At 71.7% G+C, this 18,325-nt stretch carries 14 protein-coding genes; 8 read left to right on the forward strand and 6 right to left on the reverse strand.

Annotation, left to right across the window (positions count from 1 at the left end):
* Positions 1-344: 344 nt before the first annotated feature.
* Entirely contained in the window at positions 345-1,598 is a 1,254-nt protein-coding gene (locus AC0VYL_RS04025) for an LCP family protein (protein ID WP_475459326.1), read from the reverse strand.
* Positions 1,599-1,707: 109 nt separating this feature from the next.
* Positions 1,708-2,808, reverse strand: a complete 1,101-nt coding sequence (locus tag AC0VYL_RS04030) for a galactokinase family protein (RefSeq protein WP_475482360.1) — start codon at positions 2,806-2,808, stop codon at positions 1,708-1,710.
* A gap of 468 nt (positions 2,809-3,276) precedes the next feature.
* On the opposite strand from AC0VYL_RS04030, the gene AC0VYL_RS04035 reads away from it, so the two are divergent.
* The 5 genes from AC0VYL_RS04035 to AC0VYL_RS04055 all read left to right on the forward strand — a co-directional run bounded on the left by AC0VYL_RS04035 (position 3,277) and on the right by AC0VYL_RS04055 (position 8,769).
* Entirely contained in the window at positions 3,277-4,323 is a 1,047-nt protein-coding gene (locus tag AC0VYL_RS04035; protein ID WP_475482361.1) for a YihY/virulence factor BrkB family protein, read from the forward strand.
* A 161-nt stretch (positions 4,324-4,484) separates the two neighbouring features.
* On the forward strand, positions 4,485-5,642 hold the full coding sequence (locus tag AC0VYL_RS04040) for a glutamate--cysteine ligase (protein WP_475459332.1): 1,158 nt from the start codon (positions 4,485-4,487) through the stop codon (positions 5,640-5,642).
* Positions 5,643-5,666: 24 nt separating this feature from the next.
* Positions 5,667-6,902 (forward strand): M20 family metallopeptidase, encoded by a 1,236-nt coding sequence (locus AC0VYL_RS04045; RefSeq protein WP_475459335.1) that lies wholly within the window; start codon positions 5,667-5,669, stop codon positions 6,900-6,902.
* A 134-nt stretch (positions 6,903-7,036) separates the two neighbouring features.
* Positions 7,037-8,134 (forward strand): adenosine deaminase, encoded by a 1,098-nt coding sequence (locus AC0VYL_RS04050; protein WP_475459338.1) that lies wholly within the window; start codon positions 7,037-7,039, stop codon positions 8,132-8,134.
* A complete protein-coding gene (locus AC0VYL_RS04055; protein ID WP_475482362.1) occupies positions 8,119-8,769 on the forward strand; it encodes a PH domain-containing protein in 651 nt (216 codons plus the stop codon). Before AC0VYL_RS04050 ends, AC0VYL_RS04055 begins: the two co-directional genes overlap by 16 nt.
* Positions 8,770-9,318: 549 nt before the next feature.
* Here AC0VYL_RS04055 and AC0VYL_RS04060 read toward each other — a convergent pair.
* A complete protein-coding gene (locus tag AC0VYL_RS04060) occupies positions 9,319-10,143 on the reverse strand; it encodes a purine-nucleoside phosphorylase (protein ID WP_475459341.1) in 825 nt (274 codons plus the stop codon).
* A 324-nt stretch (positions 10,144-10,467) separates the two neighbouring features.
* Between AC0VYL_RS04060 and AC0VYL_RS04065 the strand changes: the two genes are divergently transcribed.
* The 3 genes from AC0VYL_RS04065 (at position 10,468) to AC0VYL_RS04075 (ending at position 12,982) form a co-directional block, all read left to right on the forward strand.
* Complete coding sequence (locus AC0VYL_RS04065; protein ID WP_475459343.1) at positions 10,468-11,850, forward strand: NAD(P)H-quinone dehydrogenase; 1,383 nt, start codon at positions 10,468-10,470, stop codon at positions 11,848-11,850.
* Between the two features lie 113 nt (positions 11,851-11,963).
* Complete coding sequence (locus AC0VYL_RS04070) at positions 11,964-12,311, forward strand: TFIIB-type zinc ribbon-containing protein (protein ID WP_475459345.1); 348 nt, start codon at positions 11,964-11,966, stop codon at positions 12,309-12,311.
* Between the two features lie 17 nt (positions 12,312-12,328).
* Positions 12,329-12,982 carry an AAA family ATPase gene (locus tag AC0VYL_RS04075; RefSeq protein WP_475482363.1) on the forward strand — a complete coding sequence of 218 codons (654 nt, stop codon included), beginning with the start codon at positions 12,329-12,331 and terminating at the stop codon, positions 12,980-12,982.
* A 249-nt stretch (positions 12,983-13,231) separates the two neighbouring features.
* On the opposite strand, the gene AC0VYL_RS04080 is transcribed toward AC0VYL_RS04075, so the two are convergent.
* The 3 genes from AC0VYL_RS04080 to AC0VYL_RS04090 all read right to left on the reverse strand — a co-directional run bounded on the left by AC0VYL_RS04080 (position 13,232) and on the right by AC0VYL_RS04090 (position 18,320).
* Entirely contained in the window at positions 13,232-14,473 is a 1,242-nt protein-coding gene (locus AC0VYL_RS04080) for a chemotaxis protein CheA (protein WP_475483463.1), read from the reverse strand.
* Positions 14,474-14,665: 192 nt separating this feature from the next.
* Positions 14,666-16,120 carry a dicarboxylate/amino acid:cation symporter gene (locus AC0VYL_RS04085; RefSeq protein WP_475482364.1) on the reverse strand — a complete coding sequence of 485 codons (1,455 nt, stop codon included), beginning with the start codon at positions 16,118-16,120 and terminating at the stop codon, positions 14,666-14,668.
* 436 nt (positions 16,121-16,556) lie between these two features.
* A complete protein-coding gene (locus AC0VYL_RS04090; protein ID WP_475482365.1) occupies positions 16,557-18,320 on the reverse strand; it encodes an acetyl/propionyl/methylcrotonyl-CoA carboxylase subunit alpha in 1,764 nt (587 codons plus the stop codon).
* Between the last annotated feature and the right edge of the window lie 5 nt (positions 18,321-18,325).

An 18,325-nucleotide genomic window follows, 5' to 3' on the forward strand; every position in this document is an offset into this window, starting at 1 on the left:
TCGCGGGGGTTCGGAGCGCGTGGAACGCGGAAGTTCCCGGGAGTGTTTCCCGTGTTCGGCCCACATCCGTGCGTGGGAGGTGGGAGGATGACGGGGTCGGAGGGGGTCCTCGGACACCGTGTGCGACGTAGGACACGTGAGCACGATTCGCCCCTTTCGCGAACTTTGACCTATTGTGGAGACACGCCGGTGAGAACCGGCAGGCCAGAGGGGGTTTTCGCCCTCCGGCCACCACGAGCCGACGTGCCGGCCGTGCGCCCGCTGGGGGGTAGGCGCGCACAGTACGGAACGTCACGAAGAAGGGCCCGTCACTCCGGTGACGGGCCCTTCGCTCGTTCCCGGGGTCAGTCCTGCATGGCGTCCTCGGGGATGGCCTCCCCGGTGCGCATGGCCTCGAACATCTGCTCGGACCGCACCTCGTCCCAGAGCACCACCGAGCCCACACCGTCCAGCGTGGGGGTGTCGCCCACCGGAACCGCCGTGGTCTGGGTGCCGCCGCGCATCGCCAGCAGCATGCTGGCGAGGTGACGGAGCTTGTCGCCCTCGTCGACCATGAACGTGTCGGTGCCCGCCAGCACCAGCGGCACCGACTTGAAGGGGTTGAAGAGCGTGGAGGGGGCGCTGGCCTCCTGGATCAGCGCGGAGAAGAACTCACGCTGGCGCTGGATGCGGTCCAGGTCGGCGCGGGCGGTGGCGCGGGTGCGCACGTAGCCCAGCGCGGTGCCGCCGTCCATCTCCTGGCAGCCCGCCGCGATGTCCAGGCCCGCCTTCGGGTCCGCCATCGGCTCCTCGGGGCACAGCTCCACGCCGCCGACCGCGTCGACCAGGTCCACGAAGCCGCCCATGCCGATCTCCACGTAGTGGTCGATCCGCACGCCCGAGGCCTGCTCGAAGCTCTGCACCAGCGGGGCCGGGCCGCCGCAGACCTCCTCGCCGTCCTCGCCGGTGCCGCACACGGAGTCCGCGAAGGCGGTGTTGATCTTGTTGTCCGCGTAGCCGGGGATCGCCATGGGGACGTAGGAGTCACGCGGCACGCTGACGATGGTCGGCTCGCCGTCGCGCGGCATGTAGAGCACCATGATCGTGTCCGTCCGGCGGCCCTCGGCGCGGCCGGTGGCCAGGTCGCGGATCTGGTCGTCGTCCAGACCGTCCCGGCTGTCGGAGCCGACGATCATGTACGTGGTCCCGGGCTGGCGGTCCGGGCGGCCCTCGTAGTCCTGGAGGGCGTCCACCCGCTCCAGCCGGGAGTCGGCCCACAGGTAGAAGGCCCCGGGGACCACCAACAGCAGGACCAGGACCAGGATCGCGGTGTTCCGCGCGGTCTTCTTGCGGCGCTCCCGGGCGCGACGCTGGTGCCCGCGCCCGTCGTACTCGCGCCCGGCGCTGTGCGTCCGGCGCTTCCTCGGGCGGTGCGGAGGGACCCGGTCGGCCGGGGGGAGCCGTCGGGTGTCGCCCACCACCCGCTGTTCGGACTCACGGGGGCGGTACAGCCTCTCGAACTCGTCCGGACTGTCTGGGTCGCCCCCGCGCCGGAACACGCCCGCGTCGTCGTGTCCACCGGTCGAGCCCGGCCCTTCCCGGTGCCGTCGGTCAGCCATCGAATCGCCTATCCGCTCCGTGCCATGTGTCGCTCGGGTGTGTGTCGTACGTCCCTTGTGATCGCTGACAGAGTAGTCCGGTTCGATCCGATGTCCTCCGGCGGCCCGTTCAGGCCCTCCGCACGGCCCCGTCCGAGGGCAACGCCGCACGGACGCGCGGCGGGGGCCACCCCTTCTCCGCGAACGCGTCCCGGACCGCCGACCCCAGATCCGCCACGCGTTCCTCCGCGACCAGCGCGAACGCCGTCCCCGCCCAGCCCGACATACGCGCGCCCCGGGCCCCGGCCCGCGCGGCGGTCTCCACCGCCAGCTCCACCGGGGGCAGGGGCAGGTCGAACCTCCGCAGGGACAGGTGCGAGGCGGACAGGATCGGCCCGGTCTCCGCCGCGCGGCCCGCGCGCAGCAGCCCGACCGCCGCGTTGAGCCGGTGGACCTCGGTGACGGCGTACTCCACCCGGTGGCGCAGCACGGGGTTCTGGAGTCGGCGCAGCGCCCCGGGCAGGTCCTGGACGGAGCGCAGCGGGCCGAGGGTGTCCTGGGCCCGCGCGAGTTCGGCGGCGCGCCTCGGTCGCGGGTCCCGCCTCGGCAGCGCGCCGGTCTCCAGCACCACCAGCCGCAGCCCGGCCCCTTCGAGGTCGAACGGGAGGACCGTGGTCCGGCCGCTGGCCAGGTTCACCCGCACCGCGTGCCCGGCACGCGCGTCCAGGGCCACGCCGGTGGGCCGGTCGGCCCCCGCGAGGTCGGCCAGGGCCAGGGACACCGCCGCCTCGACCGCCGCGGCGTGTCCCAAGGAGGCGTGTTCGGGCAGGTTCGAGCCGATCAGTACCCGTACGCCCCTGTCGGCGCCCAGACGCCCGCTCTCGCGCGCTTCGTCCACGGCACGGGTCGCCGCGCGGGCCGCGGGGGTCCGGCCGCCCAGAGGGCCGCTGGGGGTCGCCACACGCGTGGCACCGTCCGCGTCGGTGCCCACCGCGACCGTCGCGCCCCAGGGCAGGGCCGTGTAGAGGGCGGCCCCGCCACTGGCCGCCGTGTGCTCGCCCATGAGGGCGAGCCGCCCGGGCGCGTGCCACAGTCCGGCGGGCTCGGCCCCGAAGAGACGCGTGTACTCCGCACGCAGGGCGTCGTCGTCCCGCCCCTCGGGCCAGTCCCCGACCGGCCCCGTGGTCCGCGCCCCCAACACCGCGCGCACCCGCGCCCCGGTGACCCCCACGTCCCGCCCCCGCTCTCCTCGGTGAACACCGGGTCCAAGTCTGCCCCCACCTCGGTACCGGACGGGCGTGGGGCTTTCCTCCCGAGAGGTCCCCGGCGCTAGGGTTGCCGACCCGACGACTCCCACCGCCAGCCCCGATCGCCCGCCCCAGCCACAGGAGGAGACCCGATTGCCCACCCCAGCCACGACCGTCGACTCCGACCACGCGCCCTGGCCACGGGTGTCCCAGCCAGAGGTGGACGGCCGACCCGCCACCTCAGCGACAACCGTGAGTGCCGCCCGTTCACCCTGGACGCACCCGTGAGGGCCGCCCGTTCACCCCGGCCGCTGGGGGGTGCCCGTTCGGCGCCGGACGACGGGCCGAAGCGGAGCGGAGGGCCCAAAGGGGTACCGCCGGACCCGAAGCGGAGCGGAGGTGAGAAGAGGACACGCGCGAAGGAGACCGCCCAGCGCTACCAGAACGCGGCGATGGACGGCTACTGGGGTCTGCGGCGCCGGTACCCGTCGGTGGACCACCTGGTGCGCGCCTACGAGCGCTACTCGGACCGCAACGGCACCCAGCTGGCGGGGGCGGTCACCTACTTCACCTTCCTCTCCTTCTTCCCGCTCCTGGCGCTGGCCTTCGCCGTGGTGGGCTTCCTCGCCTCCCAACAGGTGGAGCTCACCGACTACCTGGAGACGGCCCTGGACGAGGTGCTGCCGGGGCTGTCGCAGCAACTGCCCATGGAGCAGATCGCGGGGGCCCGGGTCGGGGCGAGCGTCGTGGGTCTGCTGGGCCTGCTGTACGCGGGGCTGAACTCGGTGTCGGCGCTGCGGGAGGCCCTGCACACGATCTGGCTGAACAGCCTCCGGCAGGGCCCCAACGTCCTGGTGCGCAAGCTGGTGGACCTGCTGGTGATGGTCGCCCTGGGCACCGCCCTGGTCTTCACGGTGGCCTTCACCGGTTTCATGCAGACCGCCACGGTCTGGCTGCTGTCCCTGGTGGGGCTGGACGGGTCGGTGGTGGCCAACCTGTCCCTGCGGGGGCTGGCCCTGGTCATCGCGATCGGCGTGAACACGTGCCTGTTCGTGCTGGCCTTCTCCCTGTTGTCGGGGGTGGGGCGGCCCACCGCCGTGATGTGGCGCGGCGCCCTGCTGGGCGCGGTGGCGTTCGAGATCCTCAAGAACGTCGCCACGCAGCTGCTGGCGGGGACCCTCGGCAACCCGGTGTACGCGTCCTTCGCCGTGCTGGTCGGCCTGTTGGTCTGGATCAACCTGGTGATGCGCGTGGTCATGTTCAGCGCGGCCTGGACGGCCACCTGGTTGCCGGTGCTGCCGCCCTACACCGGGTCCTTCCCGCTGCCGGAGGAGAACGGCATGGACTGGACGCGTCCGCGCCCGGTTCTGCGACCGAGCCCGGAGGCACTGGCCGAGCGACGACTCGCCCAGCGGTTGCTCGCCCTGGGGTTGTCGCTGGTCGGGGCGGTGGTCGCGGCGGGTGTCGCGGCGGTGGCGGTGCGCATGCGGCGCACATGACCACGGAAACGGAAAAGGATCGGAAAGAAGTCGTTTTTTACTGTGGGTTGATTCCGTATGCGCGCGGTGTGAGACGGGTAGTCCTCCTCTGTCCCGGATGACCGGTTCTCCGGGACCAGCGGTGCGTCGGTCACAAGGGCTGTCCCACACCAGGAGGTCAGATGGGAATCGCATTCAAATCGTCCGAGCGCGCGACACTCGGGGTCGAGTGGGAACTCCAACTCGTCGACCGGAACAGTCGCCACCTGCGACAGGAGGCGGGGCAGCTCCTCGCCGAACTCCCGGATCTCAGCAGTGAGGCCGCGGTGCCCCCCTTGCGGCACGAGCTGATGCAGTCCCAGGTGGAGGTCGTCACGGGGATCTGCGAGACGGTCGAGGAGGCCAAGGGTGACCTCGGTCGCAACGTGGCGCGGATGCGGGAGGTGCTGGAACCCCGCGGTGCCACGCTGACCTGTTCCGGCACGCACCCGATCGACCACTGGCGGGACCAGGAGCTGAGCCCCGGCAAGCGGTACGGGGAGCTGGTCGAGCAGATGCAGTGGCTGGCCCGCAGGATCCTGACCTGCGGTGTACACGTCCACGTGGGGGTGCGCGGCCAGGAGAAGGCTATTCCCATTGTGAACGCACTTGCGAAGTATCTCCCACATTTTCTGGCTTTGAGTGCTTCTAGCCCGTTTTGGGGTGGTCATGACACGGGGCTGGCCTCCGCGCGCTCGATTGTCTTCGGCGCGCTCCCCACCTCGGGGCCCCCGCCGAACCTCCCCGGGTGGCCCGCTTTCGAGGATTACCTCGAAACCCTTCTCAATGCGGGTACCATCGCCTCTATCAAGGAAGTCTGGTGGGACATCCGTCCGCACCCGGATTTCGGCACCATCGAGATCCGGATGTTCGACGGGATTCCCACCTTGCGCGAGGTGGGAATGGCCGCCGCTCTCTCCCAGTGTCTGGTGGAGCTGTTCGATCACCAGCTCGACCGCGGGTACAGCTTGCCCAGCCCGCCGTCCTGGGTGGTGAAGGACAACAAGTGGCGGGCCACCCGCTATGGACTCGACGCTCGTGTCATCACGGACTCACACGGGACCACCGTTCCGATCCGCGACGACCTCTACGAGCTGGTCCGCGAACTGGCGCCGGTCGCCGCCCGCCTGGGCTGCGCGGAGGACCTGGACCTGGTCACCGAGATCCTGGACAAGGGTGCCTCCTACGAGCGTCAGCGAGCGGTGGTCGCCGACGGCGGTTCGCTCGAAGACGTCGTGGACCTGCTCTCAGCCGAGTTCGAGGGGGACACCGCCCGCGCGGCATTTGTCGGCGCGCGATAGAAGTAACGAAATGGGGACCCTCGCATGCAGGGACGTGACCTGCCGGAGCAGTTGACGGCTTTTCTGGCGCGCCATGAGCGGGAGCTCACGGGATTCCGCCGGGACCTGCACATGCACCCGGAGCTGGCCTTCGCGGAACACCGCACCACGGGCCGCCTGGCCGAGCGCCTGCGCCAGGCGGGGCTCGCACCCCGGACCCTTCCCCAGGGCACCGGCCTGATCTGCGACATCGGGAACGGCCCCGGCCCCATGGTCGCCCTGCGCGCCGACATCGACGCACTTCCCCTCACCGACGAGAAGGACGTCCCCTACCGCTCCACCGTCCCCGGCGTCGCCCACGCCTGCGGGCACGACGTGCACACCACGGTCCTGCTGGCCACGGGGATCTTCCTCGCCCAGCAGGACCGGGCGGGCGCGCTGCCCGGCCGCGTCCGCCTCCTCTTCCAGCCCGCCGAGGAGCTCCCCGGCGGTGCGGTCGAGGTCGTCAGGGCCGGTGGCATGGAGGGCGTGGACCGGGTCTTCGCCCTGCACTGCGACCCCCGCCAGATGGTCGGCAAGGTGGGTCTGCGCACCGGCGGCATCACCGCCGCCTGCGACCAGATCATGGTCCGCCTCTCCGGCCCGGGCGGGCACACCGCGCGCCCGCACCTGACCTCGGACCTCGTCTACGCGCTCGGCAAGATCGTCACCGAGCTGCCCGCCGCGCTGTCCCGCCGGGTCGACCCCCGGGCCGGGTTCAGCCTGGTGTGGGGCCGGATCAGCGCGGGCTCGGCGCCCAACGTCATCCCCGACGACGCCGTCGCGGAGGGCACCGTCCGGTGCCTCGACGACGAGGCCTGGCACGCCGCCCCCGACATCCTCAAGGGCCTGGTGGAGTCGGTCGCCTCGGCCTACGGCGCCGACGCCGAGGTCACCTACCGCCGGGGCGTCCCGCCCACCATCAACGAGTCCCGCAGCGTGGAGATCATGCGCGAGGCCACCACCCTGGCCCTGGGCGCCGACGCGGTCACGCCGACCCCGCAGAGCCTGGGCGGGGAGGACTTCGCCTGGTACCTGGAGCACGCTCCGGGCGCGCTGGCCCGGCTGGGCACCCACTCCCCGGACTGGAGCGGCGACATGCTGGACCTGCACCGGGGCACCTTCGACGCCGACGAGCGCGCGATCGGCGCGGGCACCCGCCTGATGGTGACCACCGCGCTCACCTCCCTGTGGGAGGACGCCCCCGAGGGTGTGCGCTCGGACAGCGAGGCCCTGGCCTGACGGCCCTTCCGCCGCCCCGCACCAACGGCGCCCGGACCTCCGCCAACGTGGCCACCGGGCGGCTTCTGCCGGATCGTCGGTAACTTCGTGTCGCCGTGTCGGGTGCCCTCGTCGCCTGGTGGCATCCTGAGTGGATGAACCAGCCACTCACAGTCGAACAGATCCGCCGGGCGCCCAAGGTGCTCCTGCACGACCACCTCGACGGCGGGCTGCGCCCGTCCACGGTGGTGGAGCTCGCGCAGGAGGCGGGCTACCGGGACCTGCCCACCTACGACCCGGCCGAGCTGGGGCGTTGGTTCCGCGAGGCGTCGGACTCCGGGTCGCTGGAGCGCTACCTGGAGACCTTCGCCCACACCACGGCGGTCATGCAGAGCCGTGACGCCCTCGTGCGCGTCGCCGCCGAGTCGGCGGAGGACCTGGCCGCCGACGGCGTGGTCTACGCGGAGCAGCGGTACGCCCCCGAGCAGCACCTGGAGGGCGGCCTCACCCTGGAGGAGGTCGTGGAGGCCGTCCAGGAGGGGCTCGAACTGGGGGAGAAGCGCGCCGCCGACGCGGGCCGGAGCATCCGCACCGGTCAGCTGGTGACCGCCATGCGCCACGCGGCCCGCTCGTCGGAGATCGCGGAGCTGGCGGTGCGCTACCGCGACGCCGGGGTCAGCGGCTTCGACATCGCGGGCGCGGAGGCGGGCAACCCGCCCACCCGCCACCTGGACGCCTTCGAGTACCTGCGCAGGGAGAACTTCCACTTCACCATCCACGCCGGTGAGGCCTTCGGACTGCCCTCCATCTGGGAGGCGCTCCAGTGGTGCGGCTGCGACCGGCTCGGCCACGGCGTGCGCATCATCGACGACATCACCGAGAACGAGAACGGTGTGCCGGTGCTGGGGCGCCTGGCCCAGTACGTGCGGGACAAGCGCGTGCCGCTGGAGATGTGCCCCAGCTCCAACGTGCAGACCGGTGCCGCCGAGTCCATCGCGGACCACCCGATCAGCCTCCTGCGGGACCTGCGCTTCCGGGTCACGGTCAACACGGACAACCGCCTCCAGAGCGGGGTGACCCTGTCGGAGGAGTTCGCCAAGCTGAGCGAGGCCTTCGGGTACGACTGGGACGACCTCCAGTGGTTCACGGTCAACGCCATGAAGTCGGCCTTCCTGCCGTTCGACGAGCGGCTGGCGCTGATCAACGGCACCATCAAGCCCGGGTTCGCGCAGCTGAAGTGGGCGACGCACTGATGGCCGGATCCTCCGAGGGGGTCACCACGCACTACTCGACCTCCTCCCGGGTGCTGGCGATCGTCTGGATCGTCGTCGCGGTCCTGCTGCTGCTGGACCTGGTGCTGCGCGGGCAGGACCGGATGGCCTGGATCGCCGGGGCCGTCCTGGTGTTCAGCGTCGCCGCCGTCTACGCCACGTGGCTGCGCCCCCGGGTGGTCTCCACCGAGCGCGGCGTCCGGATGGTCAACCCGCTGCGCGAGACCTTCGTGCCGTGGGCCGCCGTGCAGTGGGTGGACGTGGTGGACGTGCTGCGGGTGCACACCCCGGAGCGGGTCTACCGGTCCTGGCCGCTGCGCGAGACCAAGCGGGCCAAGGTGCGGGAGAACATGCGCCGTGAGTCGGGCTACCTGGACCACGACGACGACAGGGACCCCACCGCGATGCGCCCGGTGGACCTGGTCGCCCGTGAGCTCCGCCGTGACGCGGAGAAGTACCGGGCCCGTCCGCTGCGCGGCCCCATCAAGGAGATCGACGAGGAGGGCCCGGCCGCGCTGGGCGCCGAGGACCGCCCGCAGACGATGGTGCCGGTCGAGGTCATCGTCGTCCTGGGCGTGCCGCTGGTGCTCCTCGTGGCCGTGTTGTTCATCGCCTGACCAGCCGTTCGTCCCGGATCGGGCCCGGCCCCCCGCACCGTGCGAGGGGCCGGGCCCGTCGTCTGTCGGGGCCGGGGCGGGCCGTCGGCCCGAGGCCGGGCGGACGCGCCGGACGCGGGGTTGACGCACCCCCCGGGGTTCTGGTTAGGTTAGGCATGCCTAAGGGAGAACGTTCCGGGTGGGCGGGCTTCGCGCGGATGGCCACCCACCCGGATCCCCCTCCCAGGGCAACGCGCGCGGTTCAACTGAATATCGGGAAGAGAAGGTGCTGTCAGCGCCAGTCCAACGGGGTCTGCGGGGATCCCGGGCGCTGGGTGGCACCGGGGAAAGCACCACCTTCGACCGGACCCACGTTCGGTGCCGTCCATCCCATGGCCTCGGGATGTACGCTCGCCACGCCGGTACCGGACGTTTCGGGTCCGGTCGAGGGTGCCCCAGCCGCTTCCGGACGCGGTCCCCACGGGATCGCGGACACCCGGCACGACGAAGCCCGGCCGAGGCCGGGCTTCGTGCTGTCCGTGTCCGACCCCGGAACGGGGTCGCCGTGCCTCAGGCCGCCTCCAGCACCCGGTTCAGCAGCTCACCGAGCCGCCGTGCCCGCTGGGTGACGACCTCCAGGGCGCGCTCCTGCTCGAACGGCTCCAGTACGGACCCCAGTGCGTCGTTGCTGACCATCGACAGGCCCAGGACCTCGGCCCCCATCTCGACGGCGGCGATGGTCTCCAGCGCGATCGACCGCCCCACCACGTCCGCGCCCGCCTGCCGCAGCACCTTCAGCTCGGTCTGCGTCTGGAGCTGCGGGCCCGTCGTCGACACGTACACGCCCTCGGCCAGTGTCACGTCCACCTCGTGGATGACGCCGCGCAGGCGCTCGCTGTAGGCGTGGGTCAGGTCGACGAAGTCGGGACCGGCCAGCGGCGAGGTCGCGGTGAGGTTCACGTGGTCCCGGACGACGATCGGCTGGCCCGGCTGGAAGTCGGTGCGCAGGGACCCGGCGGAGCCGGTCAGTACCGCGACCCGGGCGCCCGCGGCGATCCCCGTCCGGACCGCGTGCGCGGCCACCATCGGGCCGAACCCCTCGTAGAGGTGGACGCGTCCCACGAACACGACCACGCGCTTGTCGCCCACCCACATGCTGCGGATCCTGCCGCTGTGCCCCTCCGCCGTGGGCCGCACGAACCCGGGCAGTTCGGTCGCGTCGATCTCGATGTCGGGCGTGCCCAGCGTGTCCACCGCGCCAGCCCAGCCGGAGCCGAGCACCACCAGGGCGTCGAAACTGTCGGCACCGGCCCGGGCCAACAGCTCCTTCGCCGCGGAGTCCGCCAGTTGCTTCGCCTCGCCCGTGGTTCGGGGCGGCTGCTCTGATTCACTCACAAGTCGGATACTACCGCTCTGTAGTCAGTTGACACCGGAGCGCAACGCAGGGTGTCCGAAGGGCGGAATGTACGTGTGACCTCGGGTGCGTCGAGCGCCCCGGTCCACGTGTCCTTCGTCGCATTCTCCGAGCTCGGGAGGGGGTCCGACGGGCCCGTCCCCACCCGGCACCGTGCGCTGACCGGGGGTGGCTGCGGTCATCGACACCCGGCATGGCCGACAATGGAGGGAAGCGAGACAACCAGGTGGTGCCCTGCCATGCCCGAACATCGCCCCGGACCGGGAACGGGTAGGCCGCATCGCCCGCAGAGGGAGTGAAGCAGCGTGACGAAGGTCGTGATCATCGGTGGCGGGCCCGGGGGCTATGAGCCGGCGTTGGTCGCCGCGCAGTTGGGCGCGGACGTGACCGTGGTGGAGCGCGACGGAATCGGCGGTTCCTGCGTCCTCACCGACTGCGTCCCCTCCAAGAGCCTCATCGCCACGTCCACCCGCACCACGTACGTGCGCGAGTCGGGCAGCCTGGGCATCCACATCCCGGCGGCCGAGGAGCACAAGGAGCCGGTCGAGGTCGACATCGACCAGATCAACTCGCGGATCAAGCGCCTGGCCCAGGCCCAGTCCGACGACACCCGTGCCCGCCTGGTCAAGGAGGGCGTCGAGGTGGTCATCGGGGAGGCCCGGCTGGTCGACCCGCACATCGTCGCCGTCGGGGACCGCCGCATCCGCGCCGACGTCGTGCTCATCGCCACCGGCGCGCACCCGCGCGAGCTGCCCACCGCCAAGCCGGACGGCGAGCGCATCCTCACCTGGCGCCACCTCTACGACCTGGAGGAGCTGCCGGAGAAGCTGATCGTGGTCGGCTCCGGCGTGACCGGCGCCGAGTTCGCCAGCGCCTACCAGGCCCTGGGCTCCGACGTCACCCTCGTGTCCTCCCGCGAGCTGGTCATGCCCACGCAGGACTCCGACGCCGCCGAGGTACTGGAGGAGGTCTTCATGCGACGCGGCATGACGGTCCTCAGCCAGACCCGCGCCGAGTCGGTCGTGCGCACCGAGGACGGCGTCCGGGTGACCCTCTCCGACGGCCGCACCGTGGACGGCAGCCACTGCCTGATGACCGTCGGCATGATCCCCAACACGGAGGGCCTGGGCCTGGAGGAGGCCGGGGTCCGCCTGGGCAGGGGCGGGTTCGTCGAGGTCGACCGGGTCTCCCGCACCACCGTCCCGGGCGTGTACGCCGCCGGTGACTGCACCGGGGTGAACATGCTCGCCTCGGTGGCGGCCATGCAGGGGCGCATCGCCATGTGGCACGCGCTGGGCGAGGCCGTGTCCCCGCTCCAGCTCTCCACCGTCGCCTCCACCGTGTTCACCCACCCCGAGCTGGCGGCGGTCGGCGCCAGCGAGGACGACGTGCGCAGCGGGCGGATCGACGGCCGTACCGTCACCCTGCCGCTGAACACCAACCCGCGCGCCAAGATGAACCAGGTCAAGGACGGCTTCGTCAAGCTCATCTGCCGTCAGCACACCGGGATCGTCCTCGGCGGCGTCATCGTCGGCCCGCGCGCCAGCGAACTCATCCTGGGCGTGTCCATCGCGGTGCAGCAGCGCCTGACCGTGGACGACATCGCGCACACCTTCTCGGTGTACCCCTCGCTGTCCGGCAGCGTCACCGAGGCCGCCCGCTCGCTCATGCTCGCCTCCCCGGAGTAGTCGACGGGTTCCCCGGAACGCGGGCCCGGCCCGCCGTGTGGATCACGTGCAGGACACACGGCGGGCCCGGATTCCTTACATCCCCTTGACACTCCCGGGAGTACCTTTTCCGGGTGATCTGTCCGAAGTGCCAAAGCCAGATGCGTACCTACGACCGTCAGGGCGTCCACATCGACCGGTGCGACGGGTGCCAGGGAATCTTCCTGGACCGTGGCGAGCTGGAGCGCGTCGTCTCCGCCGAGCAGCGCCACTACGGTGCCGTCCCGCCCGACCCGCACTCCCCCCAGCCCTACCCGGGCCAGCGCCCCGGCCAGCGGCGCGGCTACCCCGACTCCCCGCGCGGCTACGGCGGCGGCTACGCGGACTCCCCGGCCGCCTACCGGGGCGGCGGCGGGTACAACGACTCCCCCCGCCCCTACCGCCGTCGCCGCAAGGGGTTCCTGGAACAGCTCTTCGACTAGCCGCAGAGGTGACGGCCGTGCACCCGCTGATCTGTACACACTGCGGGGAGTGGGACGGGGAACCCGACACGGGAGCGGGGGAGCACCTGCTCCGCTGCTCCTTCTGCGGTCTGACCCGTCCCTTCCTGAGGCTGCCGCTCCTGTGCGTCACGGGGCCCAGCGGCACGGGCAAGTCCACCGTGGCCCGGGAACTCCTGGCCCGTTTGTCCGAGCGGTTCGTCGTCCTCGAACAGGACCTGCTCTGGGTGGGCGGCCTGCGCGACCCCGCCGACGACCACCGCCTGTTCCGCTCGACCTGGCTGCGCACCGCCGCCATGGTCCAGCAGAGCGGGCGGCCCGTCGTGCTGTGCGGGACCGTGGCTCCGCCCGAACTCGAACACCTGCCCGAGCGCGCCCTCTTCTCGGGGGTCCACTACCTCGCGCTCACCTGCGACCCCCGGGCGCTCGCCGCGAGGCTGAGGGCCCGCCCGGACTGGCGCGGCTGGGACGAGGCCAGGATCGACGAGACCCTGGACCACCAGGACTGGCTGACGGAGGAGGCCGGTAGGCTGCGGCCGCCCGTCACGCTGCTCGACACCACCGAGTCCGCGCCCGTGGAGACCGCCGAGGCGGTCCGGCGCTGGGTGGAGGGCGTCCACCAGGACTCCCCGACACCCGTCGGCCGGGAGTAGGAACACGGAAGGGCCCCGGGAGAGTTCACCTCTCCCGGGGCCCTTCCGTGTGTGGCGCCCGACTAGGTCGTGTTCTTTTGGATCATTCCGCGCTCGCGACCACCAGGCTGCCTCTCGCTGCGCCGATGAAGCTCGGACAGCCAAACCCGGGCTGACCTTCACTCATCGTCTTGCGAGAGATTGCCTGGACGGCCGCTCGCATCGATGGCGGCTCCGCCGCCACCAGCGAAAGCATCCAAAAAACACTCCCTAGAAGTCGAAGCCGCCGAAGTCCCCGAAGTCGCCGCCGCCGTCGAAGTCGCCTCCGCCGCCGTCGCCCATGTCCCCTCCGGCGTCCATCATGCCGCCGCCCATCATCGACCCCATCATGGAGCCCATCATCATGCCGGTGAACATGCCCATCATCATGTTCATGCCGAAGTAGCCGCCGGCGTAGGGCGAGTACGCGGGACCGGCGTCGTAGTACGGACGCCGTTCACCGTCCACCTCGACCATGCGCACGTCCGGCTGCCCGCCGGTGCGCACCGCCTGGGCACAGGCCGCGCACGCGGTGACCGACCGGGGGGAGCCCCCGGGCGGGGCCCAGGTGACGTCCTCGGTGGAGGGCCCGTGCTGCGGGTTGAAGAAGCAGGGGCCGCGCCGCGCGGGCACCGGGTCGCCGTTCATCCGGGCCCGGGTGGCGGACATGTAGTAGCGGCCGTCCTCCAGGGCGCTGGTCACCTGCCTGACCTGGTCGGGCTCCTGGATGGTGTCCAGCTGGGCCTTGGCCTGGTCGTAGGAGTCCATGGCCCGGGAGTAGTCCTCGCGGGTCGCGTCGTCCACCTGGGACAGGTCGATCTCCAGACGGGCGACGTCCTCACCGAGGCGGACGACGTCCTCGGTGGCCATCTGCTTGATCTCCTGGAGCTGCTTGGCCTTCTCGGCCTCACGCTTCTTGCGGGCGTTGTACACGTACCAGCCGCCCGCGGCGGCCACGAGCACGAGGACGGTGAGCAGCACCAGTCCGGAGCCGCCGCCCCCGGCCGGGGCCTCGTCGGCGGTCTCGGTGGACTGGACGGCCTCCGGCAGCGCCACGAGGGCGTCCGTCGGGTTGGTGGGGCTCGCGGAGTGCGCGGCGTCCCGGACGGCGGTGGTGTCCTCCAGGTTGGGGGAGGTGACGAAGAAGCGTTCGCTCCCGCCGAGGACCCCGTACGCCCCGTCACCGACCTCGGCCATCACCGGTTCCATGATGGTGTTCACCCCGGCCTCGGAGGTGGTGACCTCACGCGGTAGGAGCACGTAGTAGACGGGGGTGTCCGCGTTCGCGACGGCCGCCTCCAGGGCCGCCTCGTCACCGCTCGGGAAGCCCTCGATCGACGGGTCGACGAAGACCCCGTCGTTCTCCAGCTCCGCGACGATGTCCTGCGTCTGCGGGGGTTCGGTCCCGGTGTCGGCGGTGGCGGATGCCGCCCCGGCCGTCACCATCGCCGCCGCGAGCCCGGCGGTCAGCACTGTGGGTGTTACCAAGCGGCGCAACATGTCGATCCTCTCGCCTCCCTCAACCACAGGACGAACAGGAGGCCGCCACAGTTCCCGCGACCGGCCGCCGACTCCGGATCCCCGCTGATCGCGGTGTGCGCCCCCGGGGACACGACGAGGCCCGCCGGGCGGAATCCGGCGGGCCTCGTCGTCTGCTGCGGGGAGCTAGCTCCGTGCGGCCGACTCCGCGAGGTCGGCCTCCTCGGAGGCCTCGGCGGCGGCGCGTTCGGCCTCCGCCCGCTCGGCGGCGATCGCGTCACCCGTGGCGGTGCCGGGCTCGTCCTCGGGGACGAAGCCGGTGGTGCCGCGCGGGGCGTTGTAGCGGACCACGTCGAGGATGCCCTCGCGCTTGGCGACGATTGCGGGGATCAGCGCCTGACCGGCCACGTTGGTGGCGGTGCGGCCCATGTCCAGGATCGGGTCGACGGCCAGCAGCAGACCCACGCCCTCCAGGGGCAGACCCAGCGTGGACAGGGTCAGGGTCAGCATGACGGTCGCGCCGGTGGTGCCCGCCGTGGCGGCCGAGCCGATCACCGAGACGAACACGATCAGCAGGTAGTCGGTGAGGCCGAGGCCGACGCCGAAGAACTGGGCGACGAAGATCGCGGAGATCGCCGGGTAGATCGCGGCGCAGCCGTCCATCTTCGTGGTGGCGCCGAACGGCACCGCGAAGGCCGAGTAGTGGCGCGGGACGCCGAAGTTCTGCTCGGCGACGCGCTGGGTGACGGGCAGGGTGCCGAGCGAGGAGCGCGACACGAAACCGAGCTGGACGGCGGGCCACACACCGGTGAAGTACTTGACCGGGGAGAGGCCGTTGAGGCGGGCGACCAGCGGGTAGACGACGAACAGCACCAGGGCCAGGCCGAGGTAGATCGCGACGGTGAACTGGCCGAGCGCGCCGATCGTGGTCCATCCGTAGCTGTAGACGGCGTTGCCCAGCAGACCGACGGTGCCGATCGGGGCGAGGCGGATGACCCACCACAGGGCCTTGAGCACGACCTCCAGGGTGGAGGAGGTGAACGCGATGAAGGGCTCGGCGGGCTTGCCGACCTTCACGGCGGCGATGCCCAGGACCACGGCGATCACGATCAGCTGGAGCACGTTGAACGACAGCGACGTGCTCAGCGAGCCGTCGTCGGCGGCGGAGGTGCTCGCCGCCAGGCCCAGGAAGTTGGCCGGGACGATGCTCTCGATGAAGGCCAGCCAGGAACCCGTGGTGGAGGGCTCGGCGGCGGTGCCCGCGTCCACGGCGCTGTTCAGGCCGGGGCGCAGGGTCAGGCCGATCGCGATCGCGATGGCCACGGAGACCAGCGCGGTGATGGCGAACCAGAGCAGGGTCTTCCAGGCCAGGCGCGCGGCGTTGGCGACGTTGCGCAGGTTGGCGATGGAGGAGATGACGGCGAGGACGATCAGCGGCGGCACGATCGTGCGCAGCAGCGCCACGAAGGTCGAGCCGACGGTCTCCAGGGTGACGGCCAGCCAGTTCGGCTCACCGTCACCGACGGGGCCGATCTGGAGGGCGACGACACCGAGCACGATGCCGAGGACGACACCGGCGAAGACCTGTGCGGCGAAGGGAAAACGCGGCTTACGTCTGGGAACTGTGGTCTGCTCAGACACGGAAGGATGACTCCAGGGATGGGTGGCCGGGCGCACACGTACGACGTCACGGGTCGGCGTGGCGGGCCGCGGGAGCTCGGCGCAGGGGATCGGTCGGGCATCACCGGGATGGGTGACCTGGGAAGGGTGAGCGGCGCGCTGCCCGGCGGAAGGCACGGGCGCGCGTGGACCTAGCTACACGCGTGGCTGCTGAAGCGGCACAGGTCGATGTGCCACCTTCGCGTCAGTCCCCAGATGTTCGTCACAGTCGAGAACACTAACCCGGATCACTTACCTTTTCCATACACAATCGGACGTTCTTCCCGAAGGTGCCGTCGGGAGCCCCTACTGGGCTGGATCTTCCCGGCGTCCTACGCGACGAGGATCACCCCCGGGAGACGCCGGAGGGGAGGCACCGGCGCGGTGCCTCCCCTCCACGGACCGGGGGCCCGGAGCCCTACGCGTCCTTGATCTCGCAGACCACGGCGCCGTTGCCCACGGTCTCGCCCGGGGTGACCTTGAGGCCGGTCACGACCCCGGCCCGGTGCGCGGTGAGCGGCTGCTCCATCTTCATGGCCTCGATGACCACCACGGTCTCGCCCTCGCCCACCTGCTGGCCCTCCTGGGCCACCAGCTTGACCACGGTGCCCTGCATCGGGGAGACGAGGGAGTCACCGCTGGCCACCGCCGCCGCGCCGCCCCTGCGGGCCGACCGCCTGCGCTTCCCGCCGTTGTCGGCCGCCGGGGCCGCCGCCGCGCCCAGCGACGCGGGCAGGACGACCTCCACGCGTCTGCCGCCGACCTCCACGGTCACGGTCTCCCGCTCGGGGGCCTCGGCGGTGCCGGGCTCGCCCGCCCAGGGTTCGATGGTGTTCTCGAACTCGGTCTCGATCCAGCGGGTGTACACCCCGAACGGCTGGTCGGGGTCGGCCGGGGCGAACGCCGGGTCCTCGACGACGGCCTGGTGGAACGGGATCACCGTGGGCATGCCGCCCACCGCGAACTCGGCCAGGGCCCGCTTGGAGCGCTGGAGCGCCTCGGTGCGGGTGCGCCCCGTGACGATCAGCTTGGCGACCATCGAGTCGAAGGCCTGCGGGACGGTGAACCCGGCCTCGCAGCCGGTGTCCACCCGCACGCCGGGTCCGCCGGGCAGGTTCAGGGCGGTGATGGTGCCGGGGGCGGGCATGAATCCGCGCCCCGGGTCCTCGGCGTTGATCCGGAACTCGAAGGAGTGGCCGCGGACCTCGGGGTCGCCGTAGCCCAGCTCCTCGCCGTCCGCGACGCGGAACATCTCGCGGACCAGGTCGATGCCGGTGACCTCCTCGGTGACCGGGTGCTCGACCTGCAGGCGGGTGTTGACCTCCAGGAACGAGATGGTCCCGTCCACCCCGACGAGGAACTCGCAGGTGCCCGCGCCCACGTAGCCCGCCTCGGCCAGGATGGCCTTCGAGGCGCTGTACAGGCGCTCCATCTGGTCGGGGGACAGGAACGGGGCGGGCGCCTCCTCCACCAGCTTCTGGTGACGGCGCTGGAGGGAGCAGTCACGGGTGGAGACCACCACGACGTTGCCGTGGGTGTCGGCCAGGCACTGCGTCTCCACGTGGCGCGGCTTGTCCAGGTAGCGCTCCACGAAGCACTCGCCGCGACCGAACGCGGTCACCGCCTCGCGCACCGCCGACTCGTAGGCGTCGGCCACCTCGTCCAGCGTGTACGCCACCTTCAGGCCGCGTCCGCCGCCGCCGAAGGCCGCCTTGATCGCGATCGGCAGGCCGTGCTCCCGGGCGAAGGCCACGACCTCCTCGGCGGACTCCACCGGGTCGGGGGTGCCCGCGACCAGCGGGGCGCCGACCTTCTGCGCGATGTGTCGGGCCTGGACCTTGTCGCCCAGGGCGGTGATCGCCGACGGGGGCGGGCCGATCCAGGTCAGCCCGGCGTCGATGACGGCCTGCGCGAAGTCGGCGTTCTCGGCCAGGAACCCGTAGCCGGGGTGGACGGCGTCCGCGCCGGAGGAGGCGGCCACCGCCAGGAGCTTGCCGATGTCGAGGTAGGAGTCGGCGGGGGTGGAGCCGCCCAGGCTGTGCGCCTCGTCGGAGACCTTGACGTGCAGGGCGTCGAGGTCGGGTTCGGCGTAGACCGCGACGCTGCCGATCCCGGCGTCGCGGCAGGCGCGGGCGATCCGCACGGCGATCTCGCCTCGGTTGGCGATCAGAACTTTACGCACGGTGG

It is taken from the genome of Nocardiopsis sp. iso_238 (genome assembly GCF_056173325.1).